Source organism: Bradyrhizobium sp. STM 3561, assembly GCF_045571455.1.
GTDB classification, from domain to species: Bacteria; Pseudomonadota; Alphaproteobacteria; order Rhizobiales; family Xanthobacteraceae; genus Bradyrhizobium; species Bradyrhizobium vignae.
Genome location: NZ_CP120695.1, coordinates 4,907,246 through 4,926,124, shown reverse-complemented (window position 1 = coordinate 4,926,124; position 18,879 = coordinate 4,907,246). Strand labels below are relative to the sequence as shown.

Annotated in this window: 14 protein-coding genes; 8 read left to right on the top strand and 6 right to left on the bottom strand. The window is 65.1% G+C overall.

All coding sequences use genetic code 11. The features are described from left to right. Positions 1–122: 122 nt before the first annotated feature. A complete protein-coding gene (locus tag P6U28_RS23390) occupies positions 123–3,272 on the bottom strand; it encodes an efflux RND transporter permease subunit (protein ID WP_407119989.1) in 3,150 nt (1,049 codons plus the stop codon). Positions 3,273–3,284: 12 nt separating this feature from the next. Next, a complete protein-coding gene (locus P6U28_RS23385) occupies positions 3,285–4,478 on the bottom strand; it encodes an efflux RND transporter periplasmic adaptor subunit (protein ID WP_407119988.1) in 1,194 nt (397 codons plus the stop codon). A 240-nt stretch (positions 4,479–4,718) separates the two neighbouring features. Between P6U28_RS23385 and P6U28_RS23380 the strand changes: the two genes are divergently transcribed. Continuing rightward, positions 4,719–5,237 carry a GNAT family N-acetyltransferase gene (locus tag P6U28_RS23380; RefSeq protein ID WP_407119987.1) on the top strand — a complete coding sequence of 173 codons (519 nt, stop codon included), beginning with the start codon at positions 4,719–4,721 and terminating at the stop codon, positions 5,235–5,237. 68 nt (positions 5,238–5,305) lie between these two features. Here P6U28_RS23380 and P6U28_RS23375 read toward each other — a convergent pair whose 3' ends face one another. The 3 genes from P6U28_RS23375 to P6U28_RS23365 all read right to left on the bottom strand — a co-directional run bounded on the left by P6U28_RS23375 (position 5,306) and on the right by P6U28_RS23365 (position 8,489). Then, positions 5,306–6,379, bottom strand: coding sequence for a hypothetical protein (locus P6U28_RS23375; RefSeq protein WP_407119986.1), 1,074 nt, complete (start codon positions 6,377–6,379; stop codon positions 5,306–5,308). A gap of 71 nt (positions 6,380–6,450) precedes the next feature. Then, on the bottom strand, positions 6,451–7,938 hold the full coding sequence (locus tag P6U28_RS23370; protein ID WP_407119985.1) for a flavin-containing monooxygenase: 1,488 nt from the start codon (positions 7,936–7,938) through the stop codon (positions 6,451–6,453). A gap of 101 nt (positions 7,939–8,039) precedes the next feature. Beyond that, a complete protein-coding gene (locus P6U28_RS23365) occupies positions 8,040–8,489 on the bottom strand; it encodes a cupin domain-containing protein (protein ID WP_122401883.1) in 450 nt (149 codons plus the stop codon). Positions 8,490–8,676: 187 nt separating this feature from the next. On the opposite strand from P6U28_RS23365, the gene P6U28_RS23360 reads away from it, so the two are divergent. After that, the gene (locus tag P6U28_RS23360) at positions 8,677–9,702 is read left to right on the top strand and encodes an AraC family transcriptional regulator (protein WP_407123102.1); all 1,026 of its coding nucleotides are present in this window, start codon (positions 8,677–8,679) and stop codon (positions 9,700–9,702) included. Positions 9,703–9,827: 125 nt separating this feature from the next. Here the strand turns inward: P6U28_RS23360 and P6U28_RS23355 are convergent, their stop codons facing one another. Further along, positions 9,828–10,460: a cupin domain-containing protein gene (locus P6U28_RS23355; RefSeq protein WP_407119984.1), complete on the bottom strand. Its 633-nt coding sequence runs from the start codon at positions 10,458–10,460 to the stop codon at positions 9,828–9,830. A gap of 217 nt (positions 10,461–10,677) precedes the next feature. On the opposite strand from P6U28_RS23355, the gene P6U28_RS23350 reads away from it, so the two are divergent. The 6 genes from P6U28_RS23350 (at position 10,678) to P6U28_RS23325 (ending at position 18,491) form a co-directional block, all read left to right on the top strand. Beyond that, positions 10,678–12,369 (top strand): peptide ABC transporter substrate-binding protein, encoded by a 1,692-nt coding sequence (locus tag P6U28_RS23350; protein WP_122401885.1) that lies wholly within the window; start codon positions 10,678–10,680, stop codon positions 12,367–12,369. After that, complete coding sequence (locus P6U28_RS23345; RefSeq protein WP_407123101.1) at positions 12,369–13,319, top strand: ABC transporter permease; 951 nt, start codon at positions 12,369–12,371, stop codon at positions 13,317–13,319. The genes P6U28_RS23350 and P6U28_RS23345 overlap by 1 nt, the downstream gene beginning before the upstream one ends. A 3-nt stretch (positions 13,320–13,322) precedes the next feature. Further along, complete coding sequence (locus P6U28_RS23340; protein ID WP_407119983.1) at positions 13,323–14,198, top strand: ABC transporter permease; 876 nt, start codon at positions 13,323–13,325, stop codon at positions 14,196–14,198. A gap of 40 nt (positions 14,199–14,238) precedes the next feature. Continuing rightward, on the top strand, positions 14,239–15,567 hold the full coding sequence (locus tag P6U28_RS23335) for an NAD(P)/FAD-dependent oxidoreductase (RefSeq protein ID WP_407119982.1): 1,329 nt from the start codon (positions 14,239–14,241) through the stop codon (positions 15,565–15,567). Positions 15,568–15,575: 8 nt separating this feature from the next. After that, a complete protein-coding gene (locus P6U28_RS23330) occupies positions 15,576–16,502 on the top strand; it encodes a glyoxylate/hydroxypyruvate reductase A (protein WP_129144101.1) in 927 nt (308 codons plus the stop codon). 207 nt (positions 16,503–16,709) lie between these two features. Beyond that, positions 16,710–18,491 (top strand): ABC transporter ATP-binding protein, encoded by a 1,782-nt coding sequence (locus P6U28_RS23325; protein ID WP_245509546.1) that lies wholly within the window; start codon positions 16,710–16,712, stop codon positions 18,489–18,491. Positions 18,492–18,879 lie beyond the last annotated feature (388 nt).

The following is an 18,879-nucleotide window of genomic DNA, read 5'->3' as shown; positions in this document are numbered from 1 at the left end:
CTTAGCGCCGATCCCTCTCCTCCGTCATTGCGAGCGCAGCGAAGCAAATCCAGACTGTCACCGCGGAAAGATTCTGGATTGGTTCGCTGCGCCCGCAATGACGATGTGGATGCCTCGGCGCCTTAAGTCTTCACCGCCACCGCCTTCGGCGCCTTCTTCGAGGCGCGCCAGTTCTCAAACCGCTGCACCACCACGAAGAAGGCCGGCACGAACAGCACCGCAAGGCAGGTCGAGGCCAGCATGCCCGAGAACACGGTGATGCCGATCGACTTGCGCGCGCTGGCGCCGGCGCCGGTCGCGAGCACCAGCGGCACGACGCCGAGGATGAAGGCGAAGGAGGTCATCAGGATCGGGCGGAAACGGGCACGCGCGGCTTCGATCGCGGACTCCAGGATCGGCTTGCCGTCGCGGCCGTGCAGCTCGAGGCCCACCTCGACGATCAGGATCGCGTTCTTGGCCGACAGCGCGATGAGCAGGATCAATCCGATCTGGCAATAGAGGTTGTTGTCGATCTTGAGCCCGGAGAGGATCAGCATCGGCCCGAGCAGCGACAGCGGCACCGCGAGGATCACCGAGATCGGCGCGTACCAGCTCTCATACTGGCCGGCGAGCACGAGATAGACCAGCAGCATGGCGAGGCCGAACACCCAGTAGATCTGGTTCGAGACCGCCTTCTCCTGATATGACATCGCGGTCCATTCATAGCCGGTGCCGGGCGGCAGCGTCTTGTCCGCGATCTCCTCCATCAGCTTCAGCGATTGGCCCGATGAATAGCCCTGCGCCGGCAGGCCGATCACCGTCGAGGACGGATAGAGGTTGTAGAGGCTGATCAGCGACGGACCGGTGGCCGGCGTGATCTTGGCGACGGTGCCGATCGGGATCATGTCGCCGTTGGAGTTGCGCACCTGCATGTTGGCGATGTCGCGCTCGGTGACGCGGAAGGCCGGATCGGCCTGGGTGTAGACCTGGAAGACGCGGCCGAACTTGTTGAACTGGTTGACGTAGGACGAGCCGAGATAGGTCGATAATGCCGAGAACACCTGGTCCGTCGTGACGTGCAGCGTCTGGGTCTTGATGCGGTCGATCTCGACGTTGAACTGCGGCACCGACGAGCGGAACGAGGTCTGCACGCGCTGCAGCGCGCTCTGGCTCTGCGCGTTGCTGACCATCGCACCGGTGATGGCCTGCAGCTTGGCGAAATCGCTGTTGCCGTCGCGCAGCTCGACCTGCATCGAGAAACCGGCGGCGTTGCCGATGCCCTGGATCGGCGGCGGCGGCAGCACAATGGTGCGCGCCTCCATGATGGTTGCGAGCTTGTCGTTCAGCCCGAAGACCAGCGAGCGCAAATCCTCGCCGGGTCCTTTGCGCGCGTCCCAATCCTTCAGGATGATGTAGGCGACGCCGGCATTGGCGAGGCTGGCGCTGTTGTCGAGCGCGGAGATGCCGGCGATGGTGATGACCTGCTGGACGCCGGGCGTATCCTTGATGATCTCGCTGGCCCTGTCGAGCACGTTCTGGGTCCGCTCCAACGCTGCGCCGTCGGGCAGCTGGATCGCGGCGATCAGATAGCCCTGGTCCTCGATGGGCAGGAAGCCCGTCGGCACCCGCGACAGGCCGTAGCCGCTGGCTCCGATGACCAGCAGCGCGAACGCGACCGAGATGGTGGCGTTCTTCACCAGGAACGTGATCAGCCTGGTGTAGCCGCGCTCGACGCGGTCATAGACGGCGTTGAAGCCTCGATAGAAGAAATTGCGCTGCTCCGGCGGCACCGCCGGCCGCAGCCATAGCGCACACTGCGTCGGCTTCAAGGTCGCCGCGTTGATCGCGGAGAGCAGCGCGGTCGCCGCGATCACCAGCGCGAATTGCGAGTAGATGCGCCCGGTGAGGCCGGCAAGGAACGAGGCCGGCAGGAACACCGAGATCAGCACCAGGGTGATGCCGACTATCGGCGCGAACAGCTGGTCCATCGCCCTGATCGCGGCGTCGTGGCCGTTCATGCCCTGCTCGATGTTGTGCGCCGCGCCTTCCACCACCACGATGGCGTCGTCGACCACGATGCCGATCGCGAGCACGATCGCGAACAGCGTCGACATGTTGATGGTGAAGCCGAGCGCCGCCATCGCGGCGAAGGCGCCGATGATGGTGACGGGCACGGTCGTCGCCGGCACCAGCATCGCGCGCCAGTCCTGCAGGAACACGAGGATCACGACCAGCACCAGAAGGCCGGCCTCGATCAGCGTCATGTAGACCTCGTGCACCGAGGCTTGCACGAACTTGGTGGTGTCGAACGGCGTGTCGTATTTGATGCCTTCGGGGAAGCGCTGGGCGAGCTCGGCCATCTTCTTCTCGACGGCCTGCTCGACCTGGAGCGCGTTGGCGCCGGGCGACTGGAACACGCCGATGCCGGTGGCGGGCTGCTTGTTGAGCGAGAAGATCTGGCTGTAGGTCTGTGCGCCAAGCTCGACCCAGCCGACGTCGCGCACCCGCGTGACGTCGCCGCTGGTCCCTGTCTTGACGATGATGTTCTCGAACTGGGTGGTGTCGTCGAGCCGTCCGTTGACGTTGAGCGTGTACTGGAACGCCTGGCCCGGCGGCGTCGGCGGTGCGCCGACCTGGCCGGCGGAGACCTGCTGGCTCTGCTGCTGGATCGCGTTGATGACGTCCTGCGGTACCAGGCCCCGGGCCTGCAGTTTGCTCGGGTCGAGCCACACCCGCATCGAATACTGGCCGGCGCCGAACACCGTGACGTTGCCGACGCCGGGCAGGCGGGAGAGCTCGTCGCGGATGTTGATGGTGGCGTAGTTGCTCAAATAGAGGCTGTCATACTTCGCCTCGGGCGAGGTCAGCGTCACGAACAGCAGGATAGCGGTCGATTTCTTCTGGACGGTGACGCCCTGGTTCTGCACCGCCTGCGGCAGCTGCGCCAGCGCACTGGAGACACGGTTCTGCACCAGCACCTGTGCGAAGTTGAGGTCGGTGCCGATCTTGAAGGTCACGGTCAGCGTGTAGGTGCCGTCCGAGCCGCTGTAGGACTGCATGTACAGCATGTCCTCGACGCCGTTGACCTGCTGCTCGATCGGCAGCGCCACGGTGTCGATCACGGTCTTGGCGCTGGCGCCGGGATAGCGCGTGGTGACCTGCACCGTCGGCGGCACCACGTCGGGGTATTGCGCGATCGCAAGGTTGAACAGCGCGACGCCGCCGATCAGGATCATCAGGAGTGCGATGACGTTGGAGAGGACCGGCCGCTCGATGAAGAATTTTGAGATCATGGCTGGCGGCTCCTACTTGGTGGACGCCTGGGACTGGTCGATCTTCGTCACCTGCGGGTCGATCTTCTGCCCCGGGATCACCCGCAGCAGTCCCGCGATCACGACGCGGTCGTCCGGCTTGAGGCCGCTTTCAATCACGCGCAGGCCGTTGTCGGTCGGCCCGATCTGCACCTTGCGCTGCTCGACGACATTGTCGTTGTTGACGACGAGGAGATAGCGGCCGCCCTGGTCGCTGCCGAGCGCGGTGTCGGGGACGAGCAGGGCTTCCTTCTCCTGGGTGAAGGGTACGCGGACGCGGACGAAATAGCCGGGCAGCAGCACCCGCTTGTCGTTGGGTATGACGCCGCGCACGGCGAGCGTGCCGGTCGATGTACTGAGGGTCGGCGAGACGTAGTCGAGGTGGCCTTCATGCGGGTATCCGGTCTCGGTCTGGAGGCCCACCTGGACCGGCAACTGTCTGAGATCGGCGACCGTCAGCCCGCGGCGGGCCGCTTCGGCGCGGATGCGAAGGACGTCCTGCTCGTTGACGGTGAAGTTCACCCAGATCGGGTCCAGCGCGACGATGGTCGCGAGCTGGGTCGGGGAGGAGACGCCGACGAGCTCGCCGATCGAGACCAGGTGCGCGCTGACGATGCCGTCGAACGGCGCCGTCACCTTGGTGTAGCCGTAATTGACCTCGGCGAGCCTGGTATTGACCTGCGCCTGTTGGAGACTGGCCTGCGCGTTTTCGCGGTTCGAGGTCGAGGTGTCGAGGGTGGACTGCGAGACCGCCTGGCGCTGCACCAACTCGGTCTGCCGCTTGAAATCGGCCTCTGCCTGCTTCAGCGTGGCCTGCGCGCCGGCCTCGGCTGCCTGTGCCTGCTCGAGCTTGAGCTTGTAGGTCTCCGGCTCGATTGTGAACAGCTGGGTGCCCTGCTTGACGAAGGTGCCGTCCTGGTAGTCGATCGATTGCAGGAAGCCCTGCACGCGCGCGACCAGATCGACGCTCTTGATCGGCGCGGTGTTGCCGGTCGCCTCGACGTAGCGCGTCACTGCGCGCTGCACCGGCGTCGCGACGTCCACCTTGGGCGGCGGCGGCGCCACGAAGGTGTTCTTGTCCTCGCAGCCGGCGAGCGCGATGACCGCGGTTGCCGTTGCCAAGGCCCGCCCGACATGTTTCCCTGCTTGCCTAGTTCGTGCGGGAGATGCGAGATTCGCGCGCGTCATTCGGTGGCTCCCGGGTTGCTGTCTGTCGGTGCGGCAGGCTACCAACAAATGCCCGGCCGCGGAACACCATAGCCATGGCAGTCAGAGGCCTTGCACTGCAAACGGCGGCGTGCCCTTTGGCAGGTTCATCATAACAAATCGCTTTTCACTGAGCGCATGATCGACCAGAATTGGAGAAGGCGGTGTGATTGATGCGCCGGAAGGATTCGCCGATCCGGACGGAGTAGCGGCAGCGGCTGCATGACAACTGAAATTCAGATTCGCGCCTTCGCGCCGCTCGATGCGGTTCCTGTGCGCGAGCTGTTCATCCGGGCAAATCGTCTGTTGGCACCCGCGCATTTGGCGGAGGCGTTCGAAAAATACATCACTCGCTCGCTCGTGGAGGAGATAGATCGAATCGCCGATTACTATTCGAGCCGGGACGGCGGTTTTTGGGTCGCTGTCGACGACGACGAGATTGTTGGCATGTTTGGGCTGGAGAGCGTTGGCGGGGAAGCGATGGAGCTGCGGCGCATGTACGTCGCTCCCGGCGCGCGACGCCGGGGAATTGCGCGGAACATGCTGGCGTTTGCGGAGCAGGAATGCCGCCGCCGGAAGCGGTTACAATTGCAGCTGAGTACGTCTGAGCTTCAGCAGGATGCGCTGGCGCTGTACCGTAACGCCGGATACGAGAACGCGGGCGAAGAGATCGCCGATGCCGCCACCAACAAGACGCTAGGCGGCGGCATTCGCCGCTACCATTTCATCAAGCGGCTCTGAGGTGAAAACTGGCTCTGCCGAGAGGAGGATGCGCATGCGATTGTCCCTGGTGATAGCTTCGTGATCGTCTACCGCCTCTTGATCTCCTCATACTTCGCCATCGCGCGCTCGAACTTCCGGTTGAACAGCCACATCGCAGCGAGCATCTCGCGGTAGCTCGCCGAGGTGCGCGCCCGGTCGGTCTGTCCGAAAGCAAAAATGCTGTTGTTGCGCAGGTGCTTCATGATCATGGGGCTGGACACCCTGTAGTTCAGGAGATCGCCCGATTTGAGCGCAGCCCGCGTCGGCGTGGGAACGATCTGGATCAGTTCGAACAGCTTCATCTGGTCGATCGGATCAGGCAGCGTCTTCACGATTCCGGGGATCTCACGGAACAGGTCGGCATGCGCGTTCATCAGCCCGTCCCGCACGTTGGTCCAGTGGTTGAAGCGGTGATCTGTGCCGCGGGCGCGTGCCTCCTCCTTGTCGTCGCGCGCGCTCAGCGCCGGATCGATCGCGGCGATGTCGCCCTTGACGGCCTCCCATTTCCGGCGGCCGTTGCGGTCTTCGGAGGGGCCGGTCTGGAAGCTGCCCATGTAGGTGTTCGAGCGCGCATTGCGGACATTCTGCTTGCCGTTGGTCTCGGCGAAGAACAGCCCGAGGCTGATGCGCCCTGCGGCCTCCGCATGCTCAGGCGCAAGCCCCTTGGCGCTCGCAATGGCGACCGCGAGATCGACGACGTCCTTGAACGGCGTTGGCGAATTCTGCGCGCTGGCAGGCGGCGCCTCCATGATGTCGAACAGCTTCGAATATTCGTCGATCAAAGGCTCGATGTCGGCGTCGAAATAGGCCGGAGGAATCTCGAACTTGTTGGGCCTCCCGATCCGCGCTGGCATGGCGTCCGTCAGGTCCTTGTAGCTGCTGATCACCGCGACGCGCGCGAGATAGAGCGCCTGTCCCGGCAGATTGGGCAGCGGCTCCTTCGCCTCGATCTGGCGTCGTCGCTCGGCGAGGATGGATTTGAAATCGGCGAGCGCCCGCTCGTAGGTGGCGAGCGCCTCGGATTGCCTTGGCGTTGGCGCGCCTTTCTGTGCAACGACGGGCGCCGCGACGAAGAAGGCAGCGGCCGCAAAGACCGCGGCGGCAAGTCGTCTCGATCCCATGGTTGGTTCCCGTCGATTCGATGGCCAGGGAGATCGTAAGCATCAGACGCGAGCTGCCGCAATTCTTCCTCTCACGCCGCCCGGTAGTCCGGCGCGGTCGCCAGGAACTTCGCGTAGATATCCGCGTCCGGCGGAGAGAAGCGCCCGGCGAACCCGCCGCGCTTCCAGTTCTTCGCGCCGATGTCGGCCATCAGCTCGTCGAAATGACGGTAGTGATAGGGCGCGACGCAGAGCCCGCCATAGACGCCTGCCGCCGGCCGCTCGACGCGCTTGAAGTGCAGCATTATCTCGATGTTGTCGCGCATCTGCTTGGTCGACGGCTGGTTGGCGAGCTGGCCGTCGGCGTAGCGCACCAGCCAGTTGGCGGCGAGATCGGCGCAGAGCACGGTGCAGAACGACGAGTTGAAGCCGACGAACCCGAGCTCCGGCAGATCGGGGTTGGCGATCAGACGATAGAGCCGGTACTGGCCGTCGGCATCGACCAGTTTCTGCCGGTAGGCCTCGGGCAGGAACGGCACGCCGAGCTTGTAGCCGATCGCGAGCACCGCGAGGTCGACCTTGATGCGCTCGCCGCCGCTCATCACGATGCTGTCGCCTTCATAACGGTCGAACGTGCCGAACACCGCCTTGATGCGGCCGTCGGCGACCATGGGATAGAAGCCCGGCGTTGCGATCGGCACCGAGCAGTTGACGCCGTCTTCGATCCGCTCCTTCGGGACCATCTTGCAGCGGCCGAGCTTGAGTTGCGCCTTGAGCAGGCTCTCGAGCCCACGCCAGTTCGCCCAGACCAGCGGCGCGGCTATGCGATGTGCAAGTCTCGCCATCGCGCTCGCGCCCCAGCCCAGAAACATCTCCTCTTGCGCGCGGATGTAGAGGATGCGTTTGAAGTTCACGAGTCCGCCGATGAAGTAAGGGATGCGCCAGACCGGCTCGCGCATCACGATCGTGACCTCGCGAGCGCCTGACTTCACCGCGTTCACGGCGATGTCGGTCGCGGACTTCGAGCCGCCGAGCACGACGACGCGGCGTCCCTTTGCAAGTGCCGGGTCGCCGTATTTCGACGAGTGCCGGATCTGGCCGCCCTGCGCCAGAAAACCGTCCTCGCCGGGGCAATGCAGCTCGCGCGGCTCATTGAATTGGCCGGTGCAGACGGCGACGAAATCGAAGTCTTCGTTCGTCGTGCCGTCTTTGCTCGTCAGGGTCAGCGTCCAGCCCGGTCTGCCGTCCGCGCGACGCGCCATGCCGGCAACTTCGGTGTCGAGGCGCAGCATGCGGTCGAGGCCAAAACTCCTGGCGTAGTCGGCGAGATAGGCATGGACCTGCGGCCCGGTCGGCCATTCCGGATAGGCATCCGGCATGGCGCGGTCGGTGTAGCGATAGAGTTCCTTCGGGCTCTGCGTCTGCACCTCAGGATAGGAGCGCGCCGGCTCCCAGACGCCGCCGAGATCCGAGCTGCGCTCGACGATGGTGACGCGGTGGCCGCGGCCGGAGAACGCCTTGGCGGCGGCAAGGCCGGAGACGCCGGCGCCGATCACGCAGACATGTTTGGGGCTGACCATGGGATTTGCTCGCTATCGATGTGTTTTCCGGGCAAGCGGCCACGTTCGGCCGCAAGGCGCGGCCGGTAGGCCTGCAAGCAGATGACAGTGGACGAGGGAGCCTAGTCGTTGGCCTCGGGCGGCAGGAAATCGACCTCATGCAGCGCCGAGATACGCACCACTTCGGCAGGGTCGGTCAGATTGTGCAGCTGGTTGAACAGCGCCTCCAGCTTCTGCATCGGTGAGACCCAGAACAGCGCGCGGCACGGCTTGTCGGACTTGTTGAAATAGCCGTGCGGAATGCCGCGCGGCATGCGCACGAGGTCGCCGGCATGGGCCTTGATCCATTGGCCATCCAGCTTGAGGTCGAGCGTGCCTTCCTGCACCAGGATGAACTCGTCCTGGGTCGGATGGATGTGCACCGGCACGAACTGGCCGGGATCGCTGTTGGTCTCGAACGCGAAGGTGGAGTCGGTCACGGCTTTGGGGAAATAGACCTGGCCAAGGATGTTCCAGCTCTTGCCGCCATAGCCCGTGCCGTTAGCGGTAATGCCCTTTTCGAGTGCAGTCATGGCTTGCTCCTCATGGATTCCGGCGGGGACGGAGCTTTCGCCAGCGATAGGCGCCTGTCTATCCGCTAAACGAATCCGAACGCCGCCATTGCCATGCAGCAAGAGGATTTTGCAGGAGCCGCTCTTTTCGCATCCGCGGAACTATTATAGGCTTAAAGCAATTCCGTGACGCGAAGCGTGGTCGATGATGTCCGCAGCCGTGCTGGAAATGAACGCAAGGGCGCCTGCAGCCGAGCGGCTTGCGGCCTTCGCGCGCGTCACCACCGACAATGTCGACGAAGCCGCCGAGCAGATCGGGCGCATCTTCTGCCCGCACGATCTCGAGCCGGGAGAGGCGCGGGCGGCCGGCTTCTCCGCCCGGCACAATTGCGCTGATTTCGCCGGCTTCTCCATCAACTATGTCGCCTATGGCGGATCGGTCAGTATCGATCCCGGCTGCCTCGAGCGCTTCTTCCTGGTGCAGGTCCCGCTGGCTGGCGCCGCCCGCATTCGTGCCGGCGGCTGTGAACTCGATTCCGCGCCGGACCGGACGGCGTCACTGCTGTCGCCGACGATCCCGACGCGGATGATCTGGACCGACTGCGCCCAAGCGATCCTGCTGCTCGAGCGCCGCATGGTCGAGCAGCGAGCCGCGGCGCTGGCGGGCAGGGCGGTCGGCACGGTCGAATTCGATCCCGTGATCGAACTCGACGCGCCCTCCGGACGGGCCCTGCAGACCAGTCTTGCCGAGTTGATGACGCTCGCCGAGCGTGTCGGTCCCTCCGGCAGGCTGTCGCCGGTCGCGATGGCCGATTGGCGCGAAGCGCTGCTCGATCATCTCCTCAACGGGCAGAGGCATGGCCTGTCGGACGCGATTCGAACGTTCTCAGGACAGGCCGAGCGCTTGCCGCGCGCGCTCCGCGCCGCGCGCGACCATCTGGCGGACAATGCCGGCGAGCCGCTCGATCTCGCGCAGCTCGCCTGCGTGTCCGGCATCGGCATTCGCGCGCTTCAGCTCGGCTTCCGCCGTCACTTCGGCGGGTCCATCTCGCAGATGCTGCTCGACATGCGCCTTGCTGGCCTGCACGCGCGCCTCGCGCAGGCGGCACCCGATACCTGCATCACCGAGATCGCCTTCGATCTCGGCTTCACCCATCTCGGCCGCATGGCCGGCGCCTACCGCGATAAATTCGGCGAGACACCGTCGGCCACGCTGCGGCGACGGATGAGCTAGATGAAGTGAACTCGGGCAGCTGTTCGCGGTTTGCCTCTCCTACAGGAGCCCTACAGGAGAGGTGTTCCGAGTTCTGGGCGCCGTCAACTCAACCAAAACTCATCCAACTCTGCTTCCGTGCCGCCTCAACTCGACGGCGAATCGGTCTGGAGCAGCGTCGTCACCCAGATCGCGCGCGCCACCTGCTGCGTCGGGTTGTCGAACATGTGCGGCACGATGCTCGGGAAACGAAAGCTGTCGCCGGCTTCCAGCAGGTGAGCCTGGTTGTCGAGCCACAGCCGCAGGCTGCCTGAGAGGATGTAGCCCGCCTTCTCGCCGGTGTGCTGCAGGAAGTCGGTGCCGGACGAGGCTCCGGGATTGAGCGTGAGCTCGTAGAGCTCGAGCTGGCCTTTGCCTGCAGGAGTCAGCGCTTCCTTGACGACGCCGCTGGCAGTGAGCCGCAGCAGCCGCCGGCTGTTCTTGCGCACGATGTAGCGTTGCCCGTCGGCGGGATCGCTGCTTTCGAAGAAGTAGGAGATGGGAACGTCGAGCGCGATGCTGAGCAGGCGCAGCGTACGGACCGACGGCATGGCGCGCGCGCGCTCGAGCTGGCTGATCATGCCGGTGGACAGGCCGGTCTTGTTGGCGACGTCCTGGATCGAGAGGCCGGCGCGCTGACGCAGCAGCCGCACCGTTTCACCCAGGCGCTGGTCGACCGCATCGTCAGCTTCGATCGCCGGAGCGTCCTTGGTGCCGTTCGTGTCGCCGCGACCATCCATGTCGCTCTCCCATGCATCATCTCAGCCTCGGGCATCGGCTCCGTGACTTTAGTCAGAGTGAAAAGATTGCGCATACTAGCAATGTGATTGACAGCTGTATTTAGTCATGATGAACTTTTGATCGGAAAATTTAGAAGCACTAAAGCCCACTCCTGTCCCTCTGCCGGGGTCTCGGGGCGCGGGAGACGGTGCCGCGTGCGGAAACGGAGAGTGGGTGATGGCACACGACACTGGCAAGCGTGGCGTTGGGGCACTGCATCTCGGCATTCCGAATCGCCGTCAATTCGTCCAGCTCGGCGCGGGCGCCGCAGCGGGATGGACGCTTTCAGGCAACGCCTTCGCCCAGACCGAACGTCCCACCAATCCGCCGGACAAGCCGCGCGGCCAGGTGATCGCGGCGCTGTCGCAGGAGCCGACCGTCTTTCATCCCTTGATGCCGGGCATCGAGGTCGACCAGGGCATCTGGTGGCAGGTGTTCTCGCTGCTCTGGTACATCGATCCCGCCGGCAATTTCGTTCCAGATCTCGCGCGCGAAGTCCCGACCCTCGAGAATGGCGGTCTATCGGCCGACGGTCTGACCTGGAAGATCAAGCTGCGCAATGACGTGAAATGGCACGACGGCACGCCTTTCACGGCCGAGGACGTGAAGTTCTCGCTCGAATTGATCAACGACCCCAATTTCCGCGCCCGCAGTCGCGTCGGCCACAGCCTCGTCAAGGACATCAAGGTCGTCGCGCCCGACGAGATCCATTGGCGCATGGAAGCGCCCTATTCGCCCTACATGTCGATCCTGGGATCGCTGACCTTCATCGTGCCAAAACACATCCTGGAGAAGGTGTCCGATCCGAACGCCTCGCCGTTCCACAATGCGCCTATCGGCACCGGGCCGTTCCGCTGGGGCGAACGCGTGCCCGGGGACCACATCCTGCTCAACGCCCACATCGGCTATCACGGCAAGGGGCCTTACGTCGAACGCGTGGTCTTCAAGTACATCCCCGATCTCACCGTGCTCTACACCCAGTTCCGCACCGGCCAGGTCGACTACACCGGCCTGCAAGGCATCTTGCCGAACTTCGTGCAGGAGGCGAAGACGCTGAAGGGGCGCAATATCGTCGTCTCCTCGACCTCCTCGGTGGAGCATATCGCGCCCAATCTGGAGTTCGGTCCCTTCGCTGATCGCGCGGTGCGCGAGGCGCTCTATCTCGCCATCAACAAGCAAGCGATCATCGATGCGCTCAATTACGGATTGCCCAAGCAGACCGAGAGCTTCGTGCCGCAGCAGGCCTGGTCGTTCCAGCAGGGACTGCCGCAGCATAAATACGATCCGGCCAAGGCCAACGCGCTGCTCGATGCCGCCGGATGGGTACGCGGCGCGGGTGGCATTCGCGAGAAGGGCGGCGTCAAGCTCGAATTCGCCAACTCCACGACGTCAGGCAACGCGGTGCGCGAGCAGACCCAGCAGCTTCTGATCCAGGACTGGCGTGCGATCGGCGCTGCGATGCGCGTCAACAACATGCCGGCGGCCGTGATCTGGGGCGACTTCTGGCAGCAGTCGAAGTTCAACTCGGTGATCGTGGGCGTGAATTTCATGTTGGGCAGCGACCCCGACGTGACGCCGCGCTTCGGCTCGGGCTCCATTCCCGCCAAAGGCGGGCGCGGCTACAACACCTATCAGTACCGGAGCGCGGAGGCCGATCGGCTGCTCGCCGAAGGCGCCAAGCAGTTCGATCTGTCACAGCGCAAGGCGACCTATGGCGAGCTGCAGAAGCTGATCCGTAACGATCTCGCCATCCTGCCGCTGTTTCAGGGGTTCATTGCCGAGGGCGTCAAGGAGGGCCTGCAGGGCTTCCGTCCCAACATCAACACCTCGATCAACTGCTGGAATATCCGCGAATGGTATTGGGCCTGATGTCCTGGCCACGCCTCAATCGCCTGGCGCAGGCAATCATGCTGCTGGTGATCGTCTCGGGAATCGGCTTTGCCGTCCTGCATATGGCGCCCGGCGGTCCGCTGTCGCAATTCGCGGCCTCCGCGCAGATGACGCAGGAGGATCTCGATCGCGTCACCAGGCAGCTCGGGCTGGATCGGCCGCTCCCGATCCAGTATCTCGACTGGTTCGGCCGCATGCTCAAAGGCGATTGGGGCCGCTCCTATCGTGACGGCGAGGCGGTGCTGTCGGTGATCTCCTCGCATCTCGGCGCCACGCTGGAGCTGATGGCGACGGCGACGATCATCGCGGTGCTGCTCGGCTGCTGGATCGGCATCCTCGGCGCGCTGCGCCGCTATTCGCTGTTCGATGCGCTCGCCACCGTCGGCGCCATGATCGCGCTGTCGATTCCGACCTTCTGGTTCGGCCTCGTCACCATCTACGTCTTCTCGGTGAAGCTCGGCTGGTTGCCGTCCGGCAACCGCGAGACCGTTGGCGACGGCTCCTTTCTCGACCTGCTGCATCATCTGATCGCGCCGGCCATGGTGCTGGCGCTGGTCGAGACCGCGATGTGGGGCCGCTTCATGCGCTCCTCGATGCTCGAGGTCATCAACCAGGACTACATCCGCACTGCGCGCGCCAAGGGCATGCCGGAATGGCGCATCCTCACCGTGCATGCCTTGCGCAACGCGCTGCTGCCGATGATCACGGTGGCGGGCCTTCAGTTTCCGACGCTGCTCGGCGGCGCGCTGGTCGCCGAGACCGTGTTCACCTGGCCCGGCATGGGCCGGCTGTTCCTCGACTCCATCGGCTATCGCGACTATCCCGTGGTGATGGGCATCCTGATGTTCTCGGCAACGATGGTGCTGATCGGCTCGCTGCTCGCCGACATCCTCTACGCCGTGGTCGATCCGCGCATTCGGGTGGGCTAGGCGATGGCGACCGCAGTCCTCTCCACCGCCCAGCTCGCGCCCGGCCAGGCCGCATGGCGGCGCTTCCGTCGGCACCGGCTGGCGCTCGCGGGCGCCGTGATCATCCTGGTGCTCGTGCTCGGCTCGGCCTTCGGTCCGTATCTGCTGCCGTTCGATGACACCTATATCGACATCATGAAACGGTTCGCGCCGCCGCTCTCCGGCGCGCACATCCTCGGCACCGACGAGCTCGGCCGCGACGTGCTGGCGCGGCTGATGATGGGCGGGCGCGTCTCGCTCTCGATCGGCATCGTCGCGATGGTGATCGCGATGGCGGCCGGCATCGTGGTCGGCGCGTTCGCCGGATTCTATGGCGGCGTGGTCGGCGCGGTGCTGATGCGGCTGGTCGATGCCGTCTTGTGCTTTCCGACGATCTTCCTGCTGCTTGCGCTGGCGGCGCTCACCGAGCCGGGCCTCGTCACAACCACCGTGCTGATTGCGGCCACCGCCTGGATGGCGGTTGCCCGCGTCGTCGAAGCCCAGGTGCGGTCGTTGCGCGAGCGTGAGTTTGCGGTGGCCGCGCTCGCCTTCGGCTCGTCGAACTTACGGATCATGTTTCGCGAGCTGGTGCCCAATGCGATCGCACCGATCGTGGTCGCTGCGACGCTCAACGTCGCCAAGGCGATCCTGCTCGAATCCTATGTCAGCTATCTCGGCTACGGCATCCAGCCGCCGGCGGCGAGCTGGGGCAACATGCTCAACAACGCGCAGATCTATCTCACCAGCGCGCCCTGGCTCGCGATCGCGCCGGGCATCGCCATCACGCTCGCCGTGACCAGCTTCAACTTTCTCGGTGACGGCCTCCGCGATGCGCTGGATCCGCGAATGAACATCCCATGACGAGCAAGATCTCGATCGAACTGACCTCCAGGAGTGCCCCATGTCCCCGCCGCTCAACCGTATAAATAGCGACGAACGCCTGCCGACGCAGGTGGATGTCGTCGTCATCGGCGGCGGCGTCATCGGCGTTTCCGCGGCCTATCATCTGGCCAAGAAGGGCCATTCTGTCGCGCTGGTCGAAAAGGGCCATGTCGGCGGCGAGCAGTCCAGCCGCAATTGGGGCTGGTGCCGCCAGCAGGGCCGCGCGCGCGAGGAGATTCCGCTCGCCCGCGAGGCGCTGCGGCTTTGGGAGGACATGCAGAACGATGCCGGCGTCGATGCCGGCTTCCGCCGCACCGGCGTCCTCTTCCTCACCAAGAGCAAGGATGAACTCGCAAGCTGGGAGCGCTGGGCGGCGATCGCGCGCGAGCAGCAGGTCCACTCCACCGTGCTGACTCCGGCGGAGGTTGCCGAGCGCATGCCTGGGAATGCGGACCAATGGGTCGGCGGCCTGCACACGCCCAGCGACGGCCGCGCAGAGCCATCGATGGCCGTGCCCGCGCTCGCCACCGCCGCGCGAAAACACGGCGTCACCATCCATCAGGGCTGCGCCGCGCGCGGCCTGGAGACGCGAGGCGGGAAGGTCAGCGCGGTCGTCACCGAGAAGGGCACCATCCGCACGCAAGCGGTGCTGCTGGCGGGCGGCGCGTGGTCCTCGTTGTTCTGCCGCCGCCACGGTATCGAGCTGCCGATCGGTCTCGTCAACGCCACCGCGTGCCGGACCACGCCGGGGCCGGAGATCACCTCCGGCGCGCTCGGCACCGATTTCTACTGCATCCGCCGCCGCCTCGACGGCGGCTTCACGCTGGCGCTGCGCAACCGCGGCACGGTGGAGCTGTCGCCGGACCTGTTCCGCTACGCGCGCACCTTCTGGCCGACCTATCAGCATCGTAAGAACGGCCTGAAACTGTCGTTCGGCAAGTCGTTCTTCGACCAGCTCATGCGCGGCACGGGCTGGAGCTTCGACAAGCCGTCGCCGTTCGAGGCCGAGCGCGTGCGTGATCCCGCGCCTGACATGTCGCTGGTCAATTCGGCGCTCGCAGCGCTGATCAAGTCGAATCCGGAATTGAAGGACATCGAGATCGCGGAAGCCTGGGGCGGCACGATCGACTGCACGCCGGATACGATTCCGGTGATCTCGCCGGTCGATGCGCTGCCCGGTTTCTTCCTCGCGACCGGCTTCTCCGGCCACGGTTTTGGCATCGGCCCCGCGGCCGGCAAGCTCGCCGCCGACATCGTGACGGGTTCGACGCCGCTGGTCGATCCCGCCGCCTACAGCCACAAGCGCATGATCGACGGTCGGCGGCTCGCGCCGGTCAGCCCGTTCTGAGGGCCGGTATGACGGTTCTCTACAAGGCCAACATGGTGCGCGGCGCCGAGTGGGCGCGCTTGTTCGCGGAGCGCGCGCCCGACATCCCGTTCCGGCTCTGGCCCGACATCGGCAATCCCGCCGACGTCCGCCATCTCGTGGCATGGGTGCCGCCGGATGACATCGCGACGACCTTTCCCAATCTCGAGCTGGTCTTCTCGGTTGGTGCAGGCGTCGATCAGTTCGATACCTCGAAAGTCCCAGCGCACATTCCGCTGGTCCGCATGCTGGAGCCCGGCATCGCCGAGACCATGGTCGAATACGTCACCATGGCCGTGCTCGCGCTGCATCGCGACCTTCTGCACTTCATCAATCAGCAGAAGCAGCAGGTCTGGCGCGAAATCCGGATCACGCCGGCCAAGCGCCGGCATGTCGGCGTGATGGGGCTCGGCCAGCTCGGTCAGGCCGTGCTCGCACGTCTCAAGGCGTTCGGCTTTCCGCTATCGGGGTGGAATCGCTCGCCGCGCCAGATCGAGGGCGTCACCTGCTACGCGGGTGCCGACGCCTTGCCGGACTTTCTGGCGCAGGTCGACATTCTCGTCTGCCTGCTGCCGCTGACGGATCAGACGCGCGGCATTCTCAATGCCGATCTGTTCGCGTGCCTGCCGCGCGGGGCAGGGCTCGTCAATGTCGGGCGTGGCCCGCATCTCGTCGAGTCCGACTTCCTTGCGGCCCTCGACAGCGGCGCGCTGTCAGGCGCGGTGCTCGACGTCACCGATCCCGAGCCGCTGGCTGCAGGACATCCGTTCTGGAGCCATCCGCGTATCCTGCTGACCCCGCACAATGCCAGCATGACGACGCCCGATACGGCCGTCGATTTCGTGCTCGACGTCATCGCCCGTCACCGCCGCGGCGAGGAGCTGCCGGGGCGTGTCGATCGCACGCGCGGTTATTGAGGTGATGATGCGAGCATCGGTGCAGCCACGAGCGCAGTTCACCTCTCCCGCTTGCGGAGACACCCTCTCCCCAACCCTCCGCAAGCGGGGGAGGGAGGGCACTTTCTCCGCGGCGGGCCCCGAGGTCCATCTGTGAGCGGCGCCGCGACCAAACCCGTCGTTGCCGAAGCCCCCGTGCTCTCGGTCGCCGGCCTCACCACCTCCTTCATGCTCGACCGGAGATGGATCCCTGTCGTCCGCGACGTCTCGTTCGATATCGCGCCGCGCGAGACCGTCGCGATCGTCGGCGAGTCGGGCTCGGGCAAGAGCGTCACCGCGCTCTCGATCATGCGGCTGATTCCGCAGGAGGTCGGCCGCGTCGAGGGCCGCATCATGCTTGCGGGGCGCGATTTGCTCGGGCTGCCCGAAGCGAGCATGAAAGACATCCGCGGCAATGACGTCGCCATGATCTTCCAGGAGCCGATGACGAGCCTCAACCCGGTGCTCACCATCGGCTTCCAGATAGCGGAGGCGCTGATCCAGCATCGCGGCCTGTCGCGCGCGGCGGCGGAAGCCGAAACCATCCGTCTGCTCGATCGCGTCCGCATCCCGGCGGCGACATCGCGCTTCCACGAGCATCCGCATCGCTTCTCCGGCGGCATGCGCCAGCGCGTGATGATCGCGATGGCGCTGGCCTGCAAGCCGAAGCTCTTGATCGCGGACGAGCCGACGACCGCGCTCGACGTCACCATTCAGGCCCAGATCCTCGAGCTGTTGAAGGAGCTCCAGCGCGAGGAGGCGATGTCGATCCTCTTCATCACCCACGACATGGGCGTGGTCGCCGAAATCGCGGATCGCACCGTGGTCATGTATGGCGGGCAGGCGGTCGAGCTCGATGCCACCTCGCGCATCTTCGCCGCGCCCTCGCATCCCTACACAAGGGCACTGCTCGCGGCGGTGCCGCGCCTCGGCTCGATGGACGGGCGAGCGCGGCCGATGCGGTTTCCGATCGTCGACAAGGTGACGGGGACTTTGGACGAGCCGGCGGAGACGCCAGACACGGTCTCGACCGCCGAGCGGCCGCTGCTCGAAGTCTCAGGCCTCACCACGCGCTTTCCGATCCGCTCGGGCCTGTTCGGCAAAGTCTCGGGCCGCGTCCATGCGGTCGAGAACGTCTCCTTCACCCTGCGCGCCGGCGAGACGCTGGCGCTGGTCGGCGAATCCGGTTGCGGCAAGTCGACGACGGGCCGATCCATTCTGAAGCTGACGGAGCCGGACAGCGGAACGGTCCTGATCGATGGCCAGGATGTACTGGCCATGAACGGCCGAGCTCTACGCGATTTCCGCAAGAACATGCAGATCGTGTTTCAGGATCCGTTCGCGAGCCTCAATCCGCGCATGTCGGTGGGAACGGCGATCGCAGCACCATTGCTCGCCAACGGACTCGCCTCGGCGTCGCAGGCCCGCGACAAGGTCGCCGACCTCCTCGTCCGCGTCGGCCTCGTCGCCGACATGGCCGCGCGCTTCCCGCACGAATTCTCCGGCGGCCAGCGCCAGCGCATCTGCATCGCGCGCGCACTCGCGCTCGGACCGAAGCTGATCGTCGCGGACGAAGCCGTCTCGGCGCTCGACGTCTCGGTCAAGGCGCAGGTCGTCAATTTGATGCTCGACCTCCAGGCCAGCATGGGCCTTGCCTACCTCTTCATCTCCCACGACATCGCCGTGGTCGAGCGCATGAGCCACCGCGTCGCCGTGATGTATCTCGGCGAGATCGTCGAAATCGGCACGCGCGCTTCGGTGTTCGGCAATCCCCAGCATCCCTATACCAGGAGGCTGATGGCCGCCGTGCCGGTGCCCGACCCGTTGCGCCGCGGTATGCGCCGGGAAGCATCCAACGACGAGATCAGAAGCCCGGTGCGCGCGCCGGATTATCAGCCGCCAGTGCGTCAATATCGAGAAGTGTCGCCCGGCCACGTCGTCCAGGTCTGGGGCGAGGAGTGGTCGGGCTGACACTGCGAACTTCACGATGCCAAGCGCGGATCTTCGATTTTCGGCAAGACCGGGGCGCTCCTGACCAACCGCGCGTTGCAGATCCAGCGTGTTCGCGGTCCGGTTAGCGCGACGGTGCAGACGCGTCCTCCGGAAAATGTGACCGAATGGAGCGACAGCGAAGAGCAGTGTGTGAACCGCTTCATACTCGATCGCTCGGTTTCTGAACTACCACTCCCGCAAGAAATTGCCGCACCCGCACATTTGCCAAACTCGGGTGAGATGCAATGCCTGCGCAGCCGCATGCTCGCAGCTTTGGATTGGCTCCGTTTTGCTCACGAGCAGGCCAATCCCATCACTCAGCATCTTTTCAGAAATTGGAATGGAAGGGCATCGCGCAACTCACGCA